This is a genomic window from Bacillus sp. OK048, from assembly GCF_900103525.1.
Lineage (GTDB): Bacteria > Bacillota > Bacilli > Bacillales > Cytobacillaceae > Neobacillus.
Window position 1 is genome coordinate 22,391 of the sequence record NZ_FNHN01000001.1, and the last position, 20,499, is coordinate 42,889.

18 protein-coding genes are annotated in these 20,499 nt (G+C 38.8%); 4 read left to right on the forward strand and 14 right to left on the reverse strand.

Going from position 1 to position 20,499, the window contains the following annotated elements; genetic code table 11:
- Window positions 1-96: 96 nt before the first annotated feature.
- The 10 genes from BLR86_RS00115 to BLR86_RS00155 form a co-directional block, all read right to left on the reverse strand.
- Entirely contained in the window at window positions 97-714 is a 618-nt protein-coding gene (locus tag BLR86_RS00115; RefSeq protein ID WP_090757637.1) for an NUDIX hydrolase, read from the reverse strand.
- A 133-nt stretch (window positions 715-847) separates the two neighbouring features.
- The gene (locus tag BLR86_RS00120) at window positions 848-2,005 is read right to left on the reverse strand and encodes a homogentisate 1,2-dioxygenase (RefSeq protein WP_090757638.1); all 1,158 of its coding nucleotides are present in this window, start codon (window positions 2,003-2,005) and stop codon (window positions 848-850) included.
- Between the two features lie 14 nt (window positions 2,006-2,019).
- Window positions 2,020-2,943, reverse strand: coding sequence for a fumarylacetoacetate hydrolase family protein (locus BLR86_RS00125; RefSeq protein ID WP_090757639.1), 924 nt, complete (start codon window positions 2,941-2,943; stop codon window positions 2,020-2,022).
- Window positions 2,944-2,958: 15 nt separating this feature from the next.
- The gene (locus BLR86_RS00130) at window positions 2,959-3,567 is read right to left on the reverse strand and encodes a flavin reductase family protein (protein ID WP_090757640.1); all 609 of its coding nucleotides are present in this window, start codon (window positions 3,565-3,567) and stop codon (window positions 2,959-2,961) included.
- Between the two features lie 73 nt (window positions 3,568-3,640).
- Window positions 3,641-4,756, reverse strand: coding sequence for a 4-hydroxyphenylpyruvate dioxygenase (gene hppD, locus BLR86_RS00135; RefSeq protein WP_090757641.1), 1,116 nt, complete (start codon window positions 4,754-4,756; stop codon window positions 3,641-3,643).
- Window positions 4,757-4,944: 188 nt separating this feature from the next.
- Complete coding sequence (locus BLR86_RS00140; RefSeq protein ID WP_090757642.1) at window positions 4,945-5,739, reverse strand: ABC transporter ATP-binding protein; 795 nt, start codon at window positions 5,737-5,739, stop codon at window positions 4,945-4,947.
- On the reverse strand, window positions 5,705-6,745 hold the full coding sequence (locus BLR86_RS00145) for an ABC transporter permease (RefSeq protein ID WP_090757643.1): 1,041 nt from the start codon (window positions 6,743-6,745) through the stop codon (window positions 5,705-5,707). The genes BLR86_RS00140 and BLR86_RS00145 overlap by 35 nt, the downstream gene beginning before the upstream one ends.
- Window positions 6,746-6,863: 118 nt before the next feature.
- Window positions 6,864-7,853, reverse strand: coding sequence for an ABC transporter substrate-binding protein (locus tag BLR86_RS00150; protein WP_090757644.1), 990 nt, complete (start codon window positions 7,851-7,853; stop codon window positions 6,864-6,866).
- Between the two features lie 212 nt (window positions 7,854-8,065).
- Window positions 8,066-8,194, reverse strand: coding sequence for a hypothetical protein (locus tag BLR86_RS26730; protein WP_302847188.1), 129 nt, complete (start codon window positions 8,192-8,194; stop codon window positions 8,066-8,068).
- A gap of 76 nt (window positions 8,195-8,270) precedes the next feature.
- Window positions 8,271-9,452, reverse strand: a complete 1,182-nt coding sequence (locus BLR86_RS00155; RefSeq protein ID WP_090757645.1) for a cation:proton antiporter — start codon at window positions 9,450-9,452, stop codon at window positions 8,271-8,273.
- Window positions 9,453-9,717: 265 nt separating this feature from the next.
- Between BLR86_RS00155 and BLR86_RS00160 the strand changes: the two genes are divergently transcribed.
- A complete protein-coding gene (locus BLR86_RS00160; protein WP_090757646.1) occupies window positions 9,718-10,194 on the forward strand; it encodes a hypothetical protein in 477 nt (158 codons plus the stop codon).
- A gap of 51 nt (window positions 10,195-10,245) precedes the next feature.
- Here the strand turns inward: BLR86_RS00160 and BLR86_RS00165 are convergent, their stop codons facing one another.
- Window positions 10,246-10,758, reverse strand: coding sequence for an HD domain-containing protein (locus BLR86_RS00165; protein ID WP_090757647.1), 513 nt, complete (start codon window positions 10,756-10,758; stop codon window positions 10,246-10,248).
- A gap of 389 nt (window positions 10,759-11,147) precedes the next feature.
- A complete protein-coding gene (locus BLR86_RS00170) occupies window positions 11,148-13,187 on the reverse strand; it encodes a lipoteichoic acid synthase (RefSeq protein ID WP_090757648.1) in 2,040 nt (679 codons plus the stop codon).
- A gap of 454 nt (window positions 13,188-13,641) precedes the next feature.
- On the opposite strand from BLR86_RS00170, the gene BLR86_RS00175 reads away from it, so the two are divergent.
- Complete coding sequence (locus tag BLR86_RS00175) at window positions 13,642-13,821, forward strand: H-type small acid-soluble spore protein (RefSeq protein WP_090757649.1); 180 nt, start codon at window positions 13,642-13,644, stop codon at window positions 13,819-13,821.
- Between the two features lie 50 nt (window positions 13,822-13,871).
- Here the strand turns inward: BLR86_RS00175 and BLR86_RS00180 are convergent, their stop codons facing one another.
- Window positions 13,872-15,026, reverse strand: coding sequence for an acyl-CoA dehydrogenase family protein (locus tag BLR86_RS00180; protein ID WP_090757650.1), 1,155 nt, complete (start codon window positions 15,024-15,026; stop codon window positions 13,872-13,874).
- Between the two features lie 294 nt (window positions 15,027-15,320).
- Here BLR86_RS00180 and BLR86_RS00185 point away from each other — a divergent pair, with 294 nt between their 5' ends.
- Together BLR86_RS00185 and BLR86_RS00190 are read left to right on the forward strand one after the other, a co-directional pair.
- Window positions 15,321-16,826 carry an MFS transporter gene (locus BLR86_RS00185; protein ID WP_090757651.1) on the forward strand — a complete coding sequence of 502 codons (1,506 nt, stop codon included), beginning with the start codon at window positions 15,321-15,323 and terminating at the stop codon, window positions 16,824-16,826.
- 206 nt (window positions 16,827-17,032) lie between these two features.
- Entirely contained in the window at window positions 17,033-18,334 is a 1,302-nt protein-coding gene (locus BLR86_RS00190; RefSeq protein ID WP_090757652.1) for an MFS transporter, read from the forward strand.
- 62 nt (window positions 18,335-18,396) lie between these two features.
- On the opposite strand, the gene fdhF is transcribed toward BLR86_RS00190, so the two are convergent.
- The gene (fdhF, locus tag BLR86_RS00195; RefSeq protein ID WP_368086741.1) at window positions 18,397-20,478 is read right to left on the reverse strand and encodes a formate dehydrogenase subunit alpha; all 2,082 of its coding nucleotides are present in this window, start codon (window positions 20,476-20,478) and stop codon (window positions 18,397-18,399) included.
- Between the last annotated feature and the right edge of the window lie 21 nt (window positions 20,479-20,499).

Consider the following 20,499-nt stretch of genomic DNA (forward strand, 5'->3'; position numbering starts at 1 on the left):
AGTGTTTTTTTCTCCTGTAAAAATACATTTGTTTTTCTAGGAAGGACAAAGTAAAAAATATCCAGGGATAATTTTATCAATTATCCTGGATAATCATCACTTTTTCATTATTTCAATAAAATGGGATAGAATTTTTGCGGTTAGTCCCCAAATAGCCTTCTCTTCATAAATGTAAAAGTATTCATCCAGTGAGCGGGTCCTCCAATTATAATTCTCACCACCGACAATTAAATCAAAAGGAAAATTCTCTTCCGGCTCAACTTTAAAATGAAGATGGTAAATATCCGGATCATGATTGATAAAATAGGTTAACGGTACTGTAAATACCTCGCCCACCTCAGCAGGGTTGGGGTTAATCATCTCTGGATTCTCGATGATGGCTGCAAATGGATAAATCATCATTCCAAAAGGAGAAATCATGAAATCAAGCGGTAGAACTTCCGATAAATTCTCCCTGCTTATTCCTAATTCCTCTATCGTTTCCCTTATTGCTGCACTTTTTTCATCTATGTCCTGCGGATCAATTCTTCCTCCCGGAAAACAAATTTCACCAGGCTGCCTTCTTAGGTGAAGGGAGCGTATTTCAAACAAGACGTGAATGCCATCTTCTTTTTGGATAAGTGGTACCATTACAGCAAACTTTGAAAATTTATCACTCCCCAAAATTTTAGGGGTATGACTTTTTAACTTCGAATGAACGGATTTTAAGTTCATGATTATCACCTCCAAATAAAATCTATCTTTTCAATCCTATCATTTTCATATATATAATCCTTATCTTATGGTTTTTTTCAAAAAAAAACAATCCAATGTACCGATCATCGGATTGCTTCACTAAACTATTTAGTTATTTCTCCACCCATGAAAACATATAATTTGTGTCCTCGAACTGGTGGGCACTCTTGACCACTTTAAGCGGATGAAAGGTATCAATCATAACCGCTAGTTCATGTGTTTCTTTTTTCCCAATGCTCGCTTCCGTCTTTCCAGGATGCGGACCATGTGGAATGCCGCTTGGGTGGAGAGTTAGGGACTCTAGTTGTACCCCTTTACGACTCATGAAATTACCTTTAACGTAATAAAGTAGTTCGTCGCTATTGACATTACTATGATAGTAAGGAGCTGGGATTGCTTCTGGATGGTAGTCAAATAACCTTGGTACAAATGAACATACCACAAAGTTATTCCCCTCAAAGGTTTGATGAATAGGCGGGGGCTGATGAATTCTTCCTGTAATTGGCTCAAAATCCTCAACATTAAATGCCCATGGATAGAGATAACCATCCCAGCCGACAACATCTAACGGATGATGTCCCAATACATGTGAATGGATGAATCCCCGTGATTTCGTTAACACCTCATATTCTCCTTTTTGGTCAAAGGTCTCCAGTATTTCTGGTCCACGGATATCCCGCTCACAAAACGGACTATGCTCTAACATTTGCCCGTATTCATTTCGATAACGTCTTGGTGTGGTAATCTGGCTAAACGATTCAATAAACAGGATTTTTGTTATTTCATTCTCATTTGGAACCAACCGGTAGATCGTCCCAATCGGAATCAACAGGTAATCTCCTGGTCGATAGGTGATACTTCCGAACATCGTTTCAAGCTTCCCTGAGCCGTAATGAATAAACATCATTTCATCTCCATCACCATTACGGTAATAACCTTTCATCGGCTCATTTACAGAAGCAGTTCCTATTAATAAGTCTTGATTTCCTAATAGATAGTCCCGTGCTGTAAGTGCATCTCCTGTTTTAATCGTCTTGTTGGTCAAAAAAAGCCGATGCTTTAACGCTTGCTGATCTTCATATTCAGGCAAATACCTGCTAAGTTGCTCCGCTTTTAGCACTTCCGTTGGCATATAATGGTGATAAAGAATCGATTGCGTTCCTGAAAAACCGCGTGTCCCCATTACCTGTTCACGAAAGAGACTCCCATTATCTTTTTTAAACATGGTATGGCGTTTTTGCGGAATCCTTCCCATTTGCCGGTAATACATCCCCTCACCTCACTTTAATCATTTACAATCGTATTCTTTAATACTCCAAGTTTATCAATCTCCAATTCAATGACGTCACCGGGTTGTAACCAGCGATGTACCTCTGTACCGAGTTCTAGGATACATCCTGTCCCAACGGTACCAGAACCAATGATCTCCCCAGGGTAAAGAGTAACCCCTGCAGATGCCCTCTCTATCATTTCAGCAAACGAATAAAAGATATCCTTCATATTTCCTTCTGAAAGAAGCACACCATTAACCTTCGCTTTCATGGAAACGTCAAAACCTTTACCAGACCGGCAATTCTCCATCTCATCCTTGGTAATAATCCAAGGTCCTATCGAGGTGGCAAAATCCTTCCCCTTCGCAGGTCCTAAGCCTACTTTCATTTCCTTCCTCTGAAGATCTCTAGCACTCCAGTCATTTAATATACAATAGCCAAAGATGTATTTGTCAGCTTCAGCAGCTGAAATATTCCTGCCTTGTTTTCCGATGACACACGCCACTTCCAGCTCATAATCTAGCCAATTACAGTCATGTGGCAAAGGAATATTTTCTTCAGGTCCCTTGATCGCAAGATGATTAGAGAAATAAAAGACTGGTAGTTGGTACCATTCCGGGATCATTTGCAGTCCTCTGTTTTCCCTTGCTGATTTCACATGCTGCTCAAAAGCGTAAAAATCTCGGAAGCTCTTGGGAGCCGGCAGCGGCGCCAATAGTGTAACATCATGTAACGGATATACCCCCCTATCTTCTGCTGTAAGAAGTAAGAGTTGTGAAGCAGGTTGCATATTTTGCTCACTCTGTTCCAGAAAGTCTATCAGTTTTTCCGGCAAAATGCCGTTTGTTGCTTCATACATATCCACAATTAGGTCAGTAGCTAATAGAACTCCTGACCTTATAGTTTGATCACTTTTTTCAAAGGTTACAAATCTCAGAACCTCACCCCATTTCTATTTCCTAAAAATTTCAAACGTTTTTCCCAATGGATTGGTGTAGGTATTACCTGCCATTCTGCCAATTGGCTGAAGCTTCATGGTATCGATTCTCCCGTTATGATATAAATCATCTTCAATGTGGATATTCAAAACTTTCCCAATTACAAGACTCCCTGCACCCGCATTGTCACCAAAATCCAACACCTGGTAGATCTCGCATTCTAAATGAACCAAGGATTCCTTAATACGCGGCACCTTTACTAGACGACTTGACTCTTTTGTTAAGCCGGTTATTTCCATTTCATCTACTTCAGGAGTGAATTCAACCGCACAATCATTCATTTGCTGTGCCATATTTTCACTAACAATATTGATTACAAATTGCTTTGTTTTTTCAATATTAATAAGGGTATCTTTTTTGGCCCCATCACTTCCCCTTCTCATCGGTGAAAAACAAATGAGCATCGGATCTGCACAAATTGCAGTAAAAAAACTAAATGGAGCGGCGTTAGCGATACCATTTTCATCCACCGTTGACACAAAGGCAATCGGACGAGGCAAAATGGAGCCAATTAATAGTTTATAAGCGTCTCTCCATTCCATTGTATCTGGTGACACATCCATTTCTCTCACCACTCTTTTCTATATAAACTCTTTGAAAAAGGGAGAAAACTTCCCCCTTTTTCGGAAATAAAAATTATAAGTTCCCGCGTCTTGCCTGTTCTCTTTCGATGGATTCAAATAACGCCTTGAAGTTGCCTTCACCGAACCCACGAGCGCCCTTTCGCTGGATAATTTCAACAAATAGTGTCGGTCGATCAACAATCGGCTTCGTAAAGATTTGTAGCAGATACCCCTCATCATCACGGTCAACAAGAATATTTAATTCGCGAAGCTTCTCGATTTCTTCGTCAATTTTTCCAATTCGCTGGCCTAGGTCCTCATAATACGTACTTGGCGTATTTAGGAATTCCACCCCATTCTTTTTCAAGATAGCAACCGTCGAGACAATATCCTCTGTTAAAATTGCAAGATGCTGCACACCTGGACCATTATAGAATTCTAGATACTCTTGGATTTGCGATTTCCGTTTCCCTTCTGCCGGTTCATTTATGGGAAACTTAATTCTACCGCCATTATGCATAACCTTTGACATCAATGCGGAATATTCAGTGGTAATATCTTTATCCGTAAAATGCTTCATCTCGATAAATCCCATTACCTTGGAATAATATTCTACCCATTCCTCCATCCGCTCTACATTTCCTACGACATGATCAATACCAATTAATCCTGCATCTTCAATTGGCAGATAGACAGAATATGGCTCAAAGCCCGGCATGAAAACACCTTGATAATTTTTGCGTTCTACTAACGTATGGATGGTATCTCCATATGTACCGAGAACGGCCTTTTTAATTGTCCCTTTTTCATCCTTCAGCTCATATGGCGGTACAAGAGCAATGCCACCACGCTCCACCGCTGCATGATAGGCCTTATCAACATCATCTACTAACAAAGCAACGTCTTTTACCCCATCGCCATGTTTTTTGACTAATTGAGCAACATGCGTATCTTCTTTATAGGAACCAGTTAGAACAAGGCGGATATTTCTTTGTTGCAGAACAAAGGAAGCAGTTTCACGATTTCCCGTTTCAAGGCCGGAATAAGCAACTGGTTTAAATCCAAATGCCGTGCAAAAATAGTGGCTTGCTTGCTTGGCATTACCTGTATAAATTTCGATATAGTCTACATCCCGAACCGGGAAAAAATCATTAACAAGCTCTTCTGCTTTTAGACGTTTATCTTTCATTTATATTCCTCCTATTATCACTTAATTAATAATATTCAGAATATAGTTTACGTGATACACACCTGTCCACTCAAGAGCGGCCGGTGAAGCAATACCGCTTTTGAGTAGTAAAGATTCGTCTCTCCACTTTACCCCCATACCACACAAAAAAAAGAAACATCCCTAATCTAGGTTGTTTCTCAATCGTTTTATGATAGAACTGCTCGGTCACTTGCCATTTGTACGCCGCGAATTCTTTTAAATTCTTCTAATAATCCTTCGATGGTTAGGTTTTTCTTGTTTTCCGCATCAACTTCGAAGATGATTTGACCTTTATCCATCATAATTAAGCGATTCCCGAGATCAATCGCTTGCTGCATATTATGCGTGACCATTAACGTTGTAAGTTGATATTTCCCAACAATCTCCCGTGTTAAATTGGTGATTAATTCAGCTCGCGATGGGTCAAGTGCAGCCGTATGTTCATCAAGAAGTAAAATAGAAGGTTCAGTGAAGGTTGCCATTAACAGCGATAATGCCTGACGTTCTCCTCCAGACAACAACCCGACCTTGGCACTTAACCGGTTTTCTAAGCCGAGATGCAAGGATTCAAGCACCTCCCGAAAGTAATCTCGTCTTTTCTTGGTAACTCCTCGCCTGAAGGTTCGCGTTTTATTCCGTGAGTAAGCCATCGCCAAGTTTTCTTCAATCGTCATACTAGGAGCCGTTCCTGCCATTGGGTCCTGGAATACCCGTCCAATCATTTTTGATCGTTTGTACTCTGACATCGCGGTTACGTTTTTTCCGGCAATTTGAATTTCACCGATATCGGGTGCCAAGACTCCAGATATAATGTTCATTAAAGTCGATTTCCCTGCACCATTACTGCCTATTACTGTAACAAAATCACCTGGTTTTAAGGTTAGGTTAATTTGATCAATCGCAATTTTTTCGTCTGGTGTACCTTCATTAAAAATCTTGTGTATCTGACTCAATTGCAGCATAGCCTTCACCCTTTCCCTCTGCTGAACCCTTTAACATATATAACATTTCTTGTCTTTTCCGCGCTTTACGCTTTTTCTCTTTCGCTTGTTCAACTAGTTTTGGTGCTGTTAAAGCAATGATGACAATTAACGCTGTGATTACCTTCATATCACCCGGGTTTAAGAATTCCACCCTTAATGCAAGAGTAACTACAATACGGTAAATAATCGCTCCTCCGATTACGGCTAGTGTTGCCCTTGCAATGGATTTAGTTCCAAATAAGGCCTCACCAATAATAACAGATGCTAAACCAATCACAATCATCCCGATACCCATACCAACATCCGCAAATCCACCTTGCTGCGCGATTAGAGCACCTGAAAAAGCCACAAGTGCATTGGATAACCCTAGCCCAAGGATGGTGAGGAGGTTTGTATTGGCAGAGAAACTGCGAATCATCTGTTTATTGTTACCTGTAGCTCTCACTGCAAGACCAATTTCCGTTTGTAAAAATAAATCCGTAAACCACTTAATAACAAAGGTGACGACTATCATAAAAATTAATATTCCCCATGTATCAGGAAGACTGTCACCAAGACCCACCATCGCTAGTAAACCATTAAAAAAAGAATCCACTCCCAGATTTTCGAATACCTCACCGATTTTCGTAAAGGAAGTTTCTGAATTTAGTAATGGAATATTTGATCTTCCCATTATTCTTAGATTAATAGAGTAAAGGGCAATCATCATTAAAATACCCGATAGCAAATTATTAATTTTTCCAAAGGTATGAAGCAGACCCGTCACACATCCCGCTGCAAAACCTGCAAATAGCGCCAGAATTGTTGCTAAAAACGGATTGACCCCGCCAGCGATTAACACTGCTGACAAAGCTGCCCCAGTAACAAAACTCCCATCTACAGTTAAATCCGGGAAATCCAAAATACGAAAGGAAAGATAGACACCCAGTGCCATAATCGCGTAGATGATACCTGCTTCAAATGATCCAAATATGGCTGTAAACATTGAGATCATCCTTTCTTTTAGTCTTATTGAGTAAATTCCTTATTTAGTGATGAAGGAGTCAACCATATTAGTGGCTGACTCCCAGCATTACAAATTTTATTAAGGCTCTTTTCTTATATTATTTACCTTCGTAAAACTTACCAAGGTTTTTCCATTCGTCTTTCACTTCAAGCCCCTGGGCTTCTGCAGCTTTTTTATTAATGATGAGTGTTAAGCTTTTTGGCAATTCAACAGGAATTTCAGAAGGCTTCTTATTGCCACTTAAAATTTCAGCAGCCATTAACCCTGATTGATAACCGATATCGAAATATTCAAAGCCACTAGCAGCCACTGCTCCTTTTTTCATTGAATCTAGCTCACCAACGAAAAGAGGAATTTTTTTGCTGTTTGCAACCGAAATAACAGACTCAAGAGCAGAAACAACCGTATTATCGGTCGGAATATAGATAGCGTCCACACGTCCAACTAACGATTCAGTTGCCTGTTTAACTTCAGCAGAGGTAGAGACAGACACTTCCACAAGCTTTGCACCTTTTCCTTCTGCTAATTTTTTCACTTCATCCACTTGAACAATGGAGTTTTGTTCACCAGAATTATAGATCACACCAATAGACTTCGCTTTTACTTCACCCGTGATAAAATTAATCGTTTTTGCAGTTCCTTCAGGATGATTATCAGTTGTTCCGGTAATATTTCCTCCTGGCTGCTCAAATGATTTTACTAATTCGGAACCTACTGGATCTGTTACCGAAGTAAAGATAATTGGAATCTCCTTCGTTGCTTTCAGTGCTCCTGTTGCACTTGGCGTTGCATTTGCAAAAATGAGATCAACTTTATCTCCAACAAAATTATTAGAGATGGTTTGAACATTTGCCGCTTCACCTTGGGCATTTTGCTCGTCAAACTCTACTTTAATGCCTTTATCTTCTAATGCCTTTTTAAATCCTTTTGTGGCCTCATCCAACGATGTATGTGACACATACTGTGAAATACCAACTTTAAATACTTTGTCGCCTTCTTTTCCTCCTGCTGATTCCTTACTGCCGCACCCAGCAAGTAACATCATCCCCGCTAAAGCAAAAGACAATACTTTTACACCCTTTTTCATGTTACATCCCCCTATTATCCATTTTTTAATTTTTCTAAAAATTTACTATATTATAAAAATTATTTTAGTATTTTTTTAGATTAAAAGCAATAGAATTACCTAAAATTATTTTTCCGCTTTAAAGCGACAAATTTTTCAACTATTTAAAAAACAGAAAAAACCCTCTAAAATAGAGGGCATTTTGGTGTTACCTATTCAATTTCATATTTATTTTACCAATCTTGAGTTTGATCTAATAGTTTATCGATTTCTATTTTTTTTAATTTACTGATGTTTTTCTCAGATGTTAGATTTGCGGTTGACTCTAGTAGTTTATCGATATCAATCAAAATTGTTCCCATATCATCTAACCTCCATTTTTTTAGTTACTAAATGATTCGTGCGATTTGGGACAATTTTGGGGGTAGAAATTTATTTTCACTGATTTAATTCTTTTGCAACCTTTTGTGATAAAAATTTGGGTTGTGTTTCCTCTTCATTAAAAATCAGTTTCATCATTGGCGGTGTCACAATGGTTGTTATCAAAACAACGACCACTAACGCAGCAAACAATTCCTGACTTACTAAGTTACTTTCCAAGCCAATCGCTGCAATAATCAAGGCTACCTCACCTCGGGATACCATAGCAGCACCGATTCCTAAGGAACTCCTCCAAGAAAATTTTGATGCTTTTGCCCCTAGAGCAGCTCCAATCAATTTGGTCAGAATGGCGAGAAAACTAAGCCAAATGATCGGCCAAATATACTCTGTCATACCCGCAAAAGAAACTTTTAGACCAATGGATGTAAAGAAAATAGGGACAAATATGGAATAGCCGATGGTCTCCACCTTTTCCACTATTTCTTGTTTAAAATTTGTTAAGCTAATGGCAATTCCTGCGATATATGCTCCAATAATGGCTGCAACCCCGGTCATTTCTGCAACATAGGCAAAAAGAAAACAGATAATTAATGCAGCCGTAATGGTCGTTTGTGATACCTTTAACGAGTCGAATTTCTTTAAGATCCAAGGGACAACTTTCCAACCGACGAGAATAGCTCCAGCAAAGAATAGAACCTTATTAAGTAACAGCAGTCCCAAGTGCACATCTCCGCCGCCTGACATACTCAGTAAAAATGCCAAGGCAATGATTACCACTACATCATCAATGACAGCTGCACCTAATATCGTAGCACCTTCCTTTGATTTCAATTTATTTAATTCCTTCAGTGCTTGAACAGAAATACTTACACTTGTTGCTGACAGCAGCAGCCCTAGAAAAAGAGCTTGAAATGTACCCATCCCCATAAAGACACCAGCTAAGTAGCCCCCAGCAAGTGGTACAATAATACCGCTTAGCCCTACAATCGTTGAAGCTTTTCCAGATCGTTTAAATTCGTCAATATCTGTCTCTAACCCAGCAATAAACATTAACAAAATCACACCAATTTGGCTTAATTCTTCTAATGTAGCAGAATCTGAAAGGATCCCAAAAACGGCTGGACCTAAGACAATTCCGACAAGGAGCTTACCGAGAACCGAGGGCTGACCCAATTTCACACTAATGTCTCCTGCAATTTTAGATGCCAATAAAATGATCGCTAGCTCAAAAATTAACATAAATTACGTCCTCCTCTTAGAATACAAAAAGGAGCCTATCACCAAGGGACATAGTTATCCCTTGGTGACAGGCTCCTCCAAGAATTCGTTGATATTTATTTACAACATGATAACATGTATTTTGGCTTTCCGCAATGTTTCTTTAAACACTCCTTCATTTTACATACCACTATTAATAAGGAAAGACTTTTTTAAAATAAAAGTTGTATCTTCAGATAAACTATCTGTATGATAGTAAAAGAACGAATGAATATTGGAGGCAACGATGCTTACTTTTAATGAAAAATTAGCGATTATTGAATCATTTCCTGAATTGGAACGAAAAGACGTCTCACTAAAACGGGTGAATTTCCAACTTCCAAACAGTGCGTCCGACAAAAAAAATGTGGTCTATCACCTTCATCCTAATGGAAATGGATTTATTTTTGCAGGGAACCTAGATACCTATCAAACAGATGATAAAGGAATGGTCAATATCCGTGACTTTGCTCCAGATGAATTAAAACAATTGATCAAGGAGTCCATTGAATCGTTATTACCCGTCGAGAAGACACTTGTAGAAGAAGCGATTATTGGTAATGAAGTTGAAGAACGCTGGGTTGATGAGGAAAAGAATCACCTTATCCTAATCAATGAAAACGAGTCTTGGAATATTTACTTTGGGTTAAATCTTGAAGAGAGCTTCGATACCTATGGTGAAGCGGAAGATTTTTTAACAGAAGAAGGATTTCATCGAGTGTAAACCATTCAAGCTGTGCAAAGAAAGCACAGCTTGTTCTTATTTTATCTAATCTCACGTTAACTCCTTGTCAATCATATCATCTAAACGAATAATACTCTGTTTTGCTCTATCATAATCAATCGTTCGGTAATGATGCATACCACCCTTTTCTTCGTCTTTTTCATCGGCCCATTTAACAATTTGCTGTAGTGGTGTCCGAACAATATCGTTAGAAGGTAAAAATGAATCGGTGTGAAAAAGAATCGCCAACGCAATCGTCTTTGCCTTAATTGGGTTTTCACCAAGACGGATTAATAATTTGTGGGCCCGCTCCGCTCCTTTAATTGCGTGAATGTCATTTTGTTTATATAAATCATAATCCCATTTGCCATTTTTATACCAGGTGTAATGGCCCATATCATGTAAAAGCCCAGCCTTTGCAGCAATATCAATATCGAGTTGATGTTCTTGTCCTAAATGAAAGGCATGGTAGGCTACAGCAATTGCATGGGAAACTCCAGACCGATTTAAATATTTTTGTGCAATATGATGTTCAAAAATATTAATTAACCTTACATCCCTCATATCAATCTCCTCCACTCCATACCTAATGCAATTTTTTACTATTTATTATAGTATAATCATATCGTTATCGCTACATATTTATCCACTTTAACTAATAGACTGTGTTAAACTTGACTGTTGATTTGAGCTCCAGGCGCTACGCTTTCCGCGGGCGGTCCGGGGAGCCTCCTCGGCGCTGAAGCGCCTGCGGGGTCTCCCCAGCCCCGTCCTCCCGCAGGACTTTGAATTTACTCCCTCGAATAATCACCGCACGAAGAAAATGCGGTAGCATTTTCGAGGATCGAGCGCCTTCCACCCAAATCAACAGGTTAAAATAACTAGTACATCCCATTAATAAACAAAAGAGCCTTCATTGAAATGAAAGCTCTTTTGTGATTAGTATTCACTTTTTATTCATTTGTATTTGTACCTTCAGTATCAATATCATCTTCTGAACCGGTTTCACCAGTATTTTCTGTATTGGTTGTACCGTTGTTTTCATTGCTCTCTATTACCTCTTTTTTCACTTTTGGAGCTAAATAATGATAGTCATTCGGATTAATCGGCGTATACCCTTCTGGTTGATAGAATCGTAAAAGGTCTTTATGAACGATTTCATCTGACATATGAAGTTCTGCAGCCACTTTATCAGCTAACGATTTACACGCATCCGTACCTTCGAGTAATTCTCCCGTTTCATTACTGTAGCATTTATCTTTTACTTGAACGATTTCTGGAGAAACGAAATCTCCATTTCTAAATAAAGCCCAGTTTCGGTGATCTTTGGATAATAAATCTGAACCGAGTTCCATGTAGTCTTTCGTATCAATCCCTAGGAGGTGAAGAATGGTGGAACGAACGTCTGCCTGACCACCGTATTGCTGTTGGATTCCACCTTTTACACCAGGAACATGGATCAATAAAGGCACACGCTGCAAGCCAACATTTAAGGTTGGAGTAATTTCCTCAACTCCTAGAACCTGCGCCATTGCCTCATTATGATTTTCAGAAATACCGTAATGGTCCCCGTACATCACGATTACCGTATTATCGTATAAACCTGAAGCTTTTAGATCATTAAAGAACTGTTCAATCGCTTCATCCATATAGTGTGCCGCTTGAAAATATTGGTCAACCACCTTATTACCCGTTTCACCAGCAGGAAATTCAGTATCCTCTGGGTCCATTTCAAATGGGAAATGGTTTGAAAGCGTTAAAAACTTCGTATAGAACGGCTGCGGTAAGCTCTTAAGCAATGGCATTGATTCCGTAAAGAATGGCTTATCCTTTAAACCGTAATTCTTGGTATTTTCTTCTGTCATATTGTAATATTCAGCGTCAAAAAATTGATCATATCCTAATGCTTTGTACATTACGTTTCGGTTCCAAAAAGTCTTATAGTTCCCATGGAAAGAAGCAGAATAATACCCATTCCCTTTTAAAATCGCTGGCATTGCCTGGTAGGTGTTTTGCGCCTTGTTTACGAAAACAGCACCTTGTGCCATTGGATACAGACCATTTTCCATCAAGAATTCCGCGTCAGATGTTTTTCCCTGTCCAGTTTGATGAAAGAAGTTTTCAAAATAAAAGGCTTCATTCCCATGTACTAAGGAATTTAAGAATGGTGTTACTTCCTGACCATCCGGCATTTTATAATCAATGGCAAAGCTTTGCAGTGATTCCATCGCAATATAAATTACGTTCATCCCTTTTGCTTTCCCAAAGTATTCGGAATTTGGTGCTGCAAAATTCGCTTTCCGGTAATTCTCAACTTCGGTAATATCACTGCTGTCCGCAAGTGCCCGTTGCCCTGAAGATCTGATGTTTTGAATGACATCGTAAATGGTAAAGTTATAGGCGCCCAAGTATTTTATTAAGTAATTTCTATCAAAGGAACGGCTTAAAAGCTGAGGGCGATCTTTTTCAGCCAATCCAAGATTAAATAAAAATACCGTGACTGCAAACAATAGAACAACCTTAAATGATTTCTTATTCTCCACCGTTACCTTTTTAAAGATGGTTAGTGCAAGCACAATTAAAATAAAGAAATCTGTGAAATACAAGAAATCATATGGCGACATTAACGAAAGTGCGCTATCTCCAAGCTGTCCCGCATTGTTTTTGGTCGACATTAATACCGGAACGGTAATAAAATCACTAAAGAATCGGTAATATGCTATATTGGCATACAATAAAAACGACAAAATAAAGTTAGTAATGATGAGTACTACTTTCATGCGCTTTTTAAAAAGAAAGGCTAATCCAAAAAAGAATAATGCTGAACTTAAAGGATTAATAAACAATAAAAATTTTTGAAGGTTATTGTCAATTCCAAGAGTAAATTCAATTTGGTAGGCTGCATATGTTTTAAGCCAGAATAAAACAACGGCAATTGCCAAAAATACAATCGATCCATTATTTTTTATATTAGGCATTCTAATCTTACTCATCTTTAAATCTCCTCTCACTTACCAATGCACTTCGGTAAACGAACATCCATAACTATATCATACTAATTTTAAAAATAAAAACAAAAACATTCCCATAAATAACCAATTTTTCGTCAAATTTCACTATATTTAGCTAGTAAACTAACTTTCTTCCAAGCTATGCCATAATCAGTGGAAAATTGATATTTACTTACACTTCTTAGGATGATTTCATTTATATAAGACGAAAGAAGCCCGATTTAGTTTCAACTTTTTTCCGAAACGTATCTCAAGTAATCATAAACCTGATAATTATTGCATGCAATATGCGTTTAGTCTTATCTTTTACAGAATATATAAAACAAGCTCTTCTTTTAGAACTATATATAATAGAAGAAAGCGATTACAAATTTAACGAATGAAAATCTTATCCCAGGTAAAAATAGAAAGACAATTTTTTTAGGAGTGAAAGAAAATGAATGTGAATCGTGTTAAGCAAATTCTATCTTCTTCTGCTGATATTGAAGTCCAATATAACGGGGCTTCTGTATGGATTGACCAACTCAATGAGGACGGACATACGGCTACTGTTCACTTGCGAGGACCTCTTGAGGAACGTAGCAGCGTTGAAATTGGAGAACTTATTGAAGAATAAACAACCCCTCCACCTTTTCTGATAAAGGTGGAGGGGTTGTTTACGATAACCTATTTTTGAAAGTTACTGACAGCATGATTTGCGAGAACTTGGATGGTCATATCATCCATGGGAGGGTTGTGAAGGCCAGCTCTTACATCTCGATAGTAGCGCTGAAGCGGATTTTTTAATGAGAGACTTCTTGCTCCTACTAATCTCATCGCCAAATCCACTACGGTAATGGCGTTATTGGTAACGGTATGTTTGACAGCGCCAAGAATCGGTCCCATTTCGCCTCTTCCTTGCTCATCTGCATCATCCCATTGCTTCGCCACGGAATGTAAGAAATATTCTGACTCCATTAATTTCAATTCCATTTCTCCAATTTTGTGTCGAACGTTCGGTAAGTCAACAATCGTACCCTCTACACTATTTGGAGAATAATTTAAAGCAAATTCAATCGCATACTTCTTAGCAGCTTTTGCAATTCCAAGATAACAAGCGGGTATATGAAGAAGCCAACCGTTAGCTTTTTTCCCCTCTCGGACAAGTTGTTCAACATAATACTCGCCAGGTACGGATACATTTTGAAGAACTAAATCATGACTTCCTGTTCCTCTTAAAGCAATGCTATCCCAAGTTTCTTCAATCAGTATCCCTTTTGTGGTTCTAGGTATAAGGAAGTTCCCTACCTGATCTGAATCATTGATTGATGCACTCACAATAAAATAATCTAAAACAGGTGCCATTGTGGTAAAGGTTTTTCTTCCATTAATAATCCAATTATCCCCATCCTTGCTAGCGATTGTCTCGGGCCTGCCTCCTCGGGTGGGACTCCCTGTTCTTGGCTCTGTTGCTGCACCGTTAATCAATGAGCCTTTTTTAACATCTTCACAGACTTTTTTAAAAATGTTTTCATTCCAAGACCTTTTTTCCGAGAGATTTTTAATAATGCCCATATGCCATCCAATTGATAATGCTGTTGCCCCGTCCCCCTCGGCAATTTTCTCTTGAAAACGAAGCATGTCAAATAGAGAAATTTCTTTCCCCCTATACTTCTTGGGCACTGTTAACGAGGTGTAACCTGTATCCTTTAAATCTTGAATATTATCATATGGAAAGCTGCCCTCGATATCAACTTGATGAGCCCTTGAGAAAAATCGTTCTGAAAGTTCGTTCATCAACTCTAGCTGTTCATCCATTAATTCTAAATCTTGAAAATTCATCAACCTTCCTCCACCCTCTCGATCTTTACTAGTAGTCATCGAAATCCAATTATACTACTACTTTAAATTCGTTTAAATTAATTTGATATTACACGAATCAGGGCATATTTACCATTTTATCTTTAAAAATAACTGATTTAGTAGTTTCGTGTCGTATCTTACTATTATATAATAGGACTTGTTCTATAATAGATATGAAACACTTGCCAACCATGCATATTTATTCTAAAAATTGTTCGGCTTTATCACTAATCTATGGAAATACTACATTTATTAGTAAAAAGGGGGATTGAAATGTCAAAAGGTGCAAGACAATTATTTATTCAAACTACAAGCCTAATTGCTGGCTTTATGGTTTGGGTCCTAATTTCGTCACTGATGCCTTTCATACAAGCAGATATTAAGCTTTCATCAACTCAAATTTCTTGGGCTACAGCTGTTCCTGTAATCCTTGGATCTTTACTAAGGGTTCCGATTGGCTATTGGACAAATCGGTTTGGTGCAAGAACCTTATTTTCGATTAGTTTTATTTTCTTATTGCTGCCACTTGGGATATTGAGTATTGCTACCTCTTTATTCATGTTAATTCTTGGCGGATTTATGCTCGGTATTGGGGGAGCTGTCTTTTCGATTGGTGTAACCTCGCTGCCTAAATATTATCCAAAAGAAAAACACGGATTTATTAATGGAATTTATGGTATAGGAAATATTGGTACTGCGATTACTGCGTTCGCTGCTCCGGTCCTTGCTAATACATTTGGCTGGAGAACGACTGTTCAAATATTCCTGATTGTAGTTTTACTATTTGCACTTTTAAATTTCTTTTTCGGTGACAAAACAGAAAGAAAAGTAAATAACTCATTATCTAACCAAATGAATGAAGTTTATAAAAATCAAAAACTATGGTTTTTAAGTATTTTTTACTTTGTCACCTTTGGCTCTTTTGTTGCCTTCACGATTTATTTACCCTCTTTCCTTGTTAACCATTTTGATTTAGAAAAGGTAGATGCGGGTTTTCGAACAGCTGGATTTATCGCCTTAGCAACGGTTTTTCGACCCATTGGGGGATGGCTTGGAGATAAGTTAAATCCGTTTTTTATTCTTGTAGGTGTATTTTCCGGACTCACATTTGCTGGATTTCTATTGTCGTTTACACCGTCTCTTCCTATTTATTCATTTGGCTGTTTATTAGTTGCGATTTGTGCTGGGACAGGGAACGGGACTATTTTTAAATTGGTCCCACTATATTTTTCGAAACAAGCCGGGATTGTGAATGGTATTGTCTCTGCTATGGGCGGGCTTGGCGGCTTTTTCCCACCCATTATATTGAGCATCTTCTTTACTTGGACGGGGCATTATGCGATTGGCTTCATGGCGTTGTCAGAGTTTTCACTTGTGAGTACCGTATTAGTCATCTGGCTCTACTATCAGGAAAAGCTGGAAATTTCTTCGAAGATTGTCCAACATGCGACAGATGGTATAACCGTTACCGATAAAAACGGAATTATCCAAAGTGTAAATCCTGCTTTTACAAAGATTACAGGTTATACAATGGAGGAAGTGATTGGGAAAACACCGAGCGTTCTTCAATCTGGAGAACATGATAATGCTTTTTATAAAAAGATGTGGGATCGTTTGTTGAGTGCTGGTTTTTGGGAAGGCTTTATCTGGAACAAACGCAAAAACCAAGAAATCTACCGAGAGTGGTTAACGATTACAGCAATTCGGGATGGCAATGGAGATACTACTCACTATGTAGCTATGTTTCATGAAGTCGAGGATGAAAATAATAAACCTTAGCACCTTCTTCGGAAGGTCTATTTTTTTTTCCAAAAATGCCTATCCAGTGAAAATATTACAACTTTTTGTCTTTTATCCTGTGTTCACAATTCCTTCACTACTTTTGTGACGTTCGTCACAAAAGTCATGTTAGCATGTGGTTTATAGTGTAATCACAAAGGAAATCCACAAAACAATTTAAAAGTGGATTTAAGGGAGAGATAAAAATGGCACGAATTAATTATTGGAATCCGGAAGATGAAAAGTTTTGGAAGACGGATGGAAAAAAACATGCTCAGCGTAACTTATGGATTTCTGTTCCATCCTTAATGCTCGCATTTATTGTTTGGCAGATTTGGTCAGTGGTTGCTGTAAGATTAAATGATATCGGATTTACTTTTACCGATGAACAATTATTCACATTAGCAGCGCTCCCAGGACTTGTTGGCGCAACACTTCGATTTGTTTATACCTTTGCAGTCGGTGCCATTGGCGGAAAAAACTGGACTGTAATCTCAACTGCCGTCTTAGCCATTCCAGCTATAGGGATTGGATTCGCGGTACAAAATCCCGATACACCATTTTCAATTATGTTATTATTAGCAGCACTTTGCGGTCTTGGCGGTGGTAACTTCTCATCTTCATCTGCAAATATTAGCTTTTTCTTCCCGAAAAAAGAAAAAGGTACAGCATTAGGAATTAACGGTGGTTTAGGAAATATGGGTGTCTCGGTTGTCCAATTTGTTACACCGTTAATTGTTACAACTGGAGCTTTTGCTTTCGCAGGTAAAGGTCAAGTATTAGCAAATGGTCAAGAAGTTTGGTTACAAAATGCAGCGTTTATCTGGGTTATCCCCATTGCGATTATGACATTCCTTGCCTACTTTAAAATGGATAACGTCCCAGGTGCTAAACAGTCTGTAGCTGACCAATTTGTAATTGTTAAACGTAAGCATACTTGGATTATGACAGTACTTTATATTGCAACATTTGGTTCTTTCATTGGCTATTCCGCGGCATTCCCGCTTTTATTAAAATCACAGTTCCCAGAATACATCTCACTTGCCTTCCTTGGAGCTTTGGTAGCTGCTGCTGCTAGACCTGTTGGCGGCTGGATGGCTGATAAATTCGGTGGTGCTAGAGTAACAGCTTATGTATTTGTGTTTATGGCCATCGGTGCATTAGGAGTAATCTATTTCTTAAGCGGAAAGCAGTTTGCAGGTTTCTTAGGGTCATTCTTAGTGCTTTTCCTTGCATCAGGTATTGGCTCTGGATCCACGTTCCAAATGATACCGACCATTTTTATTCCTAAGGAAGCTGCACCGGTAATTGGATTTTCAGCCGCTTTTGCAGCATACGGCTCTTTCCTCATTCCTAAGCTGTTCGGCTGGTCCGTGAATACCACTGGTACACCGGTGACGGCATTCTATTTCTTTATTGGATTCTATGTCATTGCCTTTGTACTAAACTGGTTCTTCTATCAAAAGAATACAACAGAAGCGAAGCAATTAGTCAAACAAGCCGGGTAATCCCCGGTTTGTTTTTTTAAAAATAAAAAAGCACGGAATCCTTATAATTCCGCGCTTCTTTTTTATATCCGAGAGATAGCAACCGCACATGCTTTGTATTCTGCGGTTCCTGATATTGGATCATATTCGTTTAATGTTAAAACATTCGTTGGCGTCTCACTCCAATGGAAGCTCATGAACACAAGTCCTGGAACGACTTGCTCGGTAACTTTCGCCTTTACCGTTAGTTCTCCCCGGCGAGAACGGACTTGAACGACTTCCCCATCAGTAATCCCTAGCGCAAGCGCATCTTCAGGATGAATATCAACCGTTTCTTCCGTCTGTTTCACTTTTACCCCTGAAGCATAATACCGTGTTTGCGAGTGTGTATTATACGATTCATAACGTCTGCCGGTTGTGAGGGTAAATGGAAATTCCTCATCTGGCTGTTCCAATGGCGGTGTAAAATCGACAGGAACAAATGGTGACTTCTTACCAACAGACTCCTGATTATGAAATCTCTCATGCATGATAAAAGTTCCTGGATGATCCTCAGTTGGACATGGATAATGGATACTGTATTCATTATCAAGTCTTTCGTAGGAAATACCTCCGTACATCTCCCACGCAAGTTTTCTCACTTCATTCCAGATTTCTTCACTGCTAGAGTAGCTCATCGGATAACCCATGATCGTTGAAAGTTCACATAAAATAACCCAATCTTCCTTTACATTCACACCTGGTTCAACCGCTTTTCGTACTCTTTGCACCCTTCGGTCTGTATTGGTGTAAGTTCCATCAACCTCTCCCCACGAGCACGCAGGAAGAACAACATCAGCCATTTTTGCTGTTTCTGTCATGAAAATATCCTGGACAATTAACAAATCAAGCTGTTCCATTAGCTTTCGTGTATGGTTCATATGAACATCAGCAAGTAATGGATTTTCACCGATAATATAGAGTGCCTTAAGCTCTCCTGCTTCAAGTCGATCAAATGTCCTCGTTTGTGTGTCACCAGCAAACGGATTAACCTCAACATTCCATTCCTGCTCATAACGCGCGCGATACTCATCATTTGCTAAACTCATGGCACCAGGCAACTGATTTGGCAGACAGCCCATATCTCCGGCACCTTGAACATTATTTTGACCGCGTAACGGCATAATTCCAGTGCCTTCCTTACCAATATTACCTGTTAATAAGGCAAGATTCGCAATATCGAAGACATTATTTACACCACAATGGTGTTCCGTAATTCCAAGGGTATAGGCTATCATGGAACCACTAGCACTTGCATATTCCCTTGCTGTCATCACGATATCATCCGGATTTAATCCGGTAATCGCTGCTGCATATTCAGGTGTATAACGGTCAACGTGTTTCTTTAACGAATCAAAATCAATGGTAAATTGCTGAATAAATGCTTCGTCGTATAGGTTTTCCTTAATAATAACCCGAAGAAAAGCATTTATCAGTGCAATATCGGTCCCGACATTAATTTGTAAATGACGATGAGCAAATTTCACCATGTCAATCTTCCTTGGATCAATAACGATTACTTTAAGGCCATTCTTAATTGCTTTTTTAATTCGGTTCGCAATAATCGGATGAGCTTCTGTCGTATTTGACCCCATTAGCAGTAACACTTCAGCTCGATCAAAATCCTCCAATGTATTCGTCGGGAAACCGCTTCCAAATACAGTTGCCAGACCGGCAACACTTGGTGCGTGTCACGTACGATTACATCCATCAATATTATTACTGCCGATTACAGACCTCATGAACTTTTGAGTAATGTAATTGGACTCATTGGTTGTTCTAGCACAGGCAAACATCGAGATTGCATTGTGGCCCCAGGTATTTTTAATACCAGATAATTTATCCGCAATAAATTGATAGGCTTCTTCCCACGATGCTTCCACCAGTTCCCCAGCTTTACGAATCAATGGGGTTGACAATCTATTATTAGAATGAACATATTCATAGGCAAACGCGCCTTTTACACAGGTTTGACCTTTATTAACAGGTGCTTCTTTATCACCTCGTATTTTCGTGATTCGATTATCTTTGACTTCAAGCACCAAACCGCAGCCTGTACCGCAATAACCGCAAATCGTTTTGACTAAATTTGCTTCTCCCACCATTTCCCCTCCTAATTCAAACATTAATACCTATATAAACATATT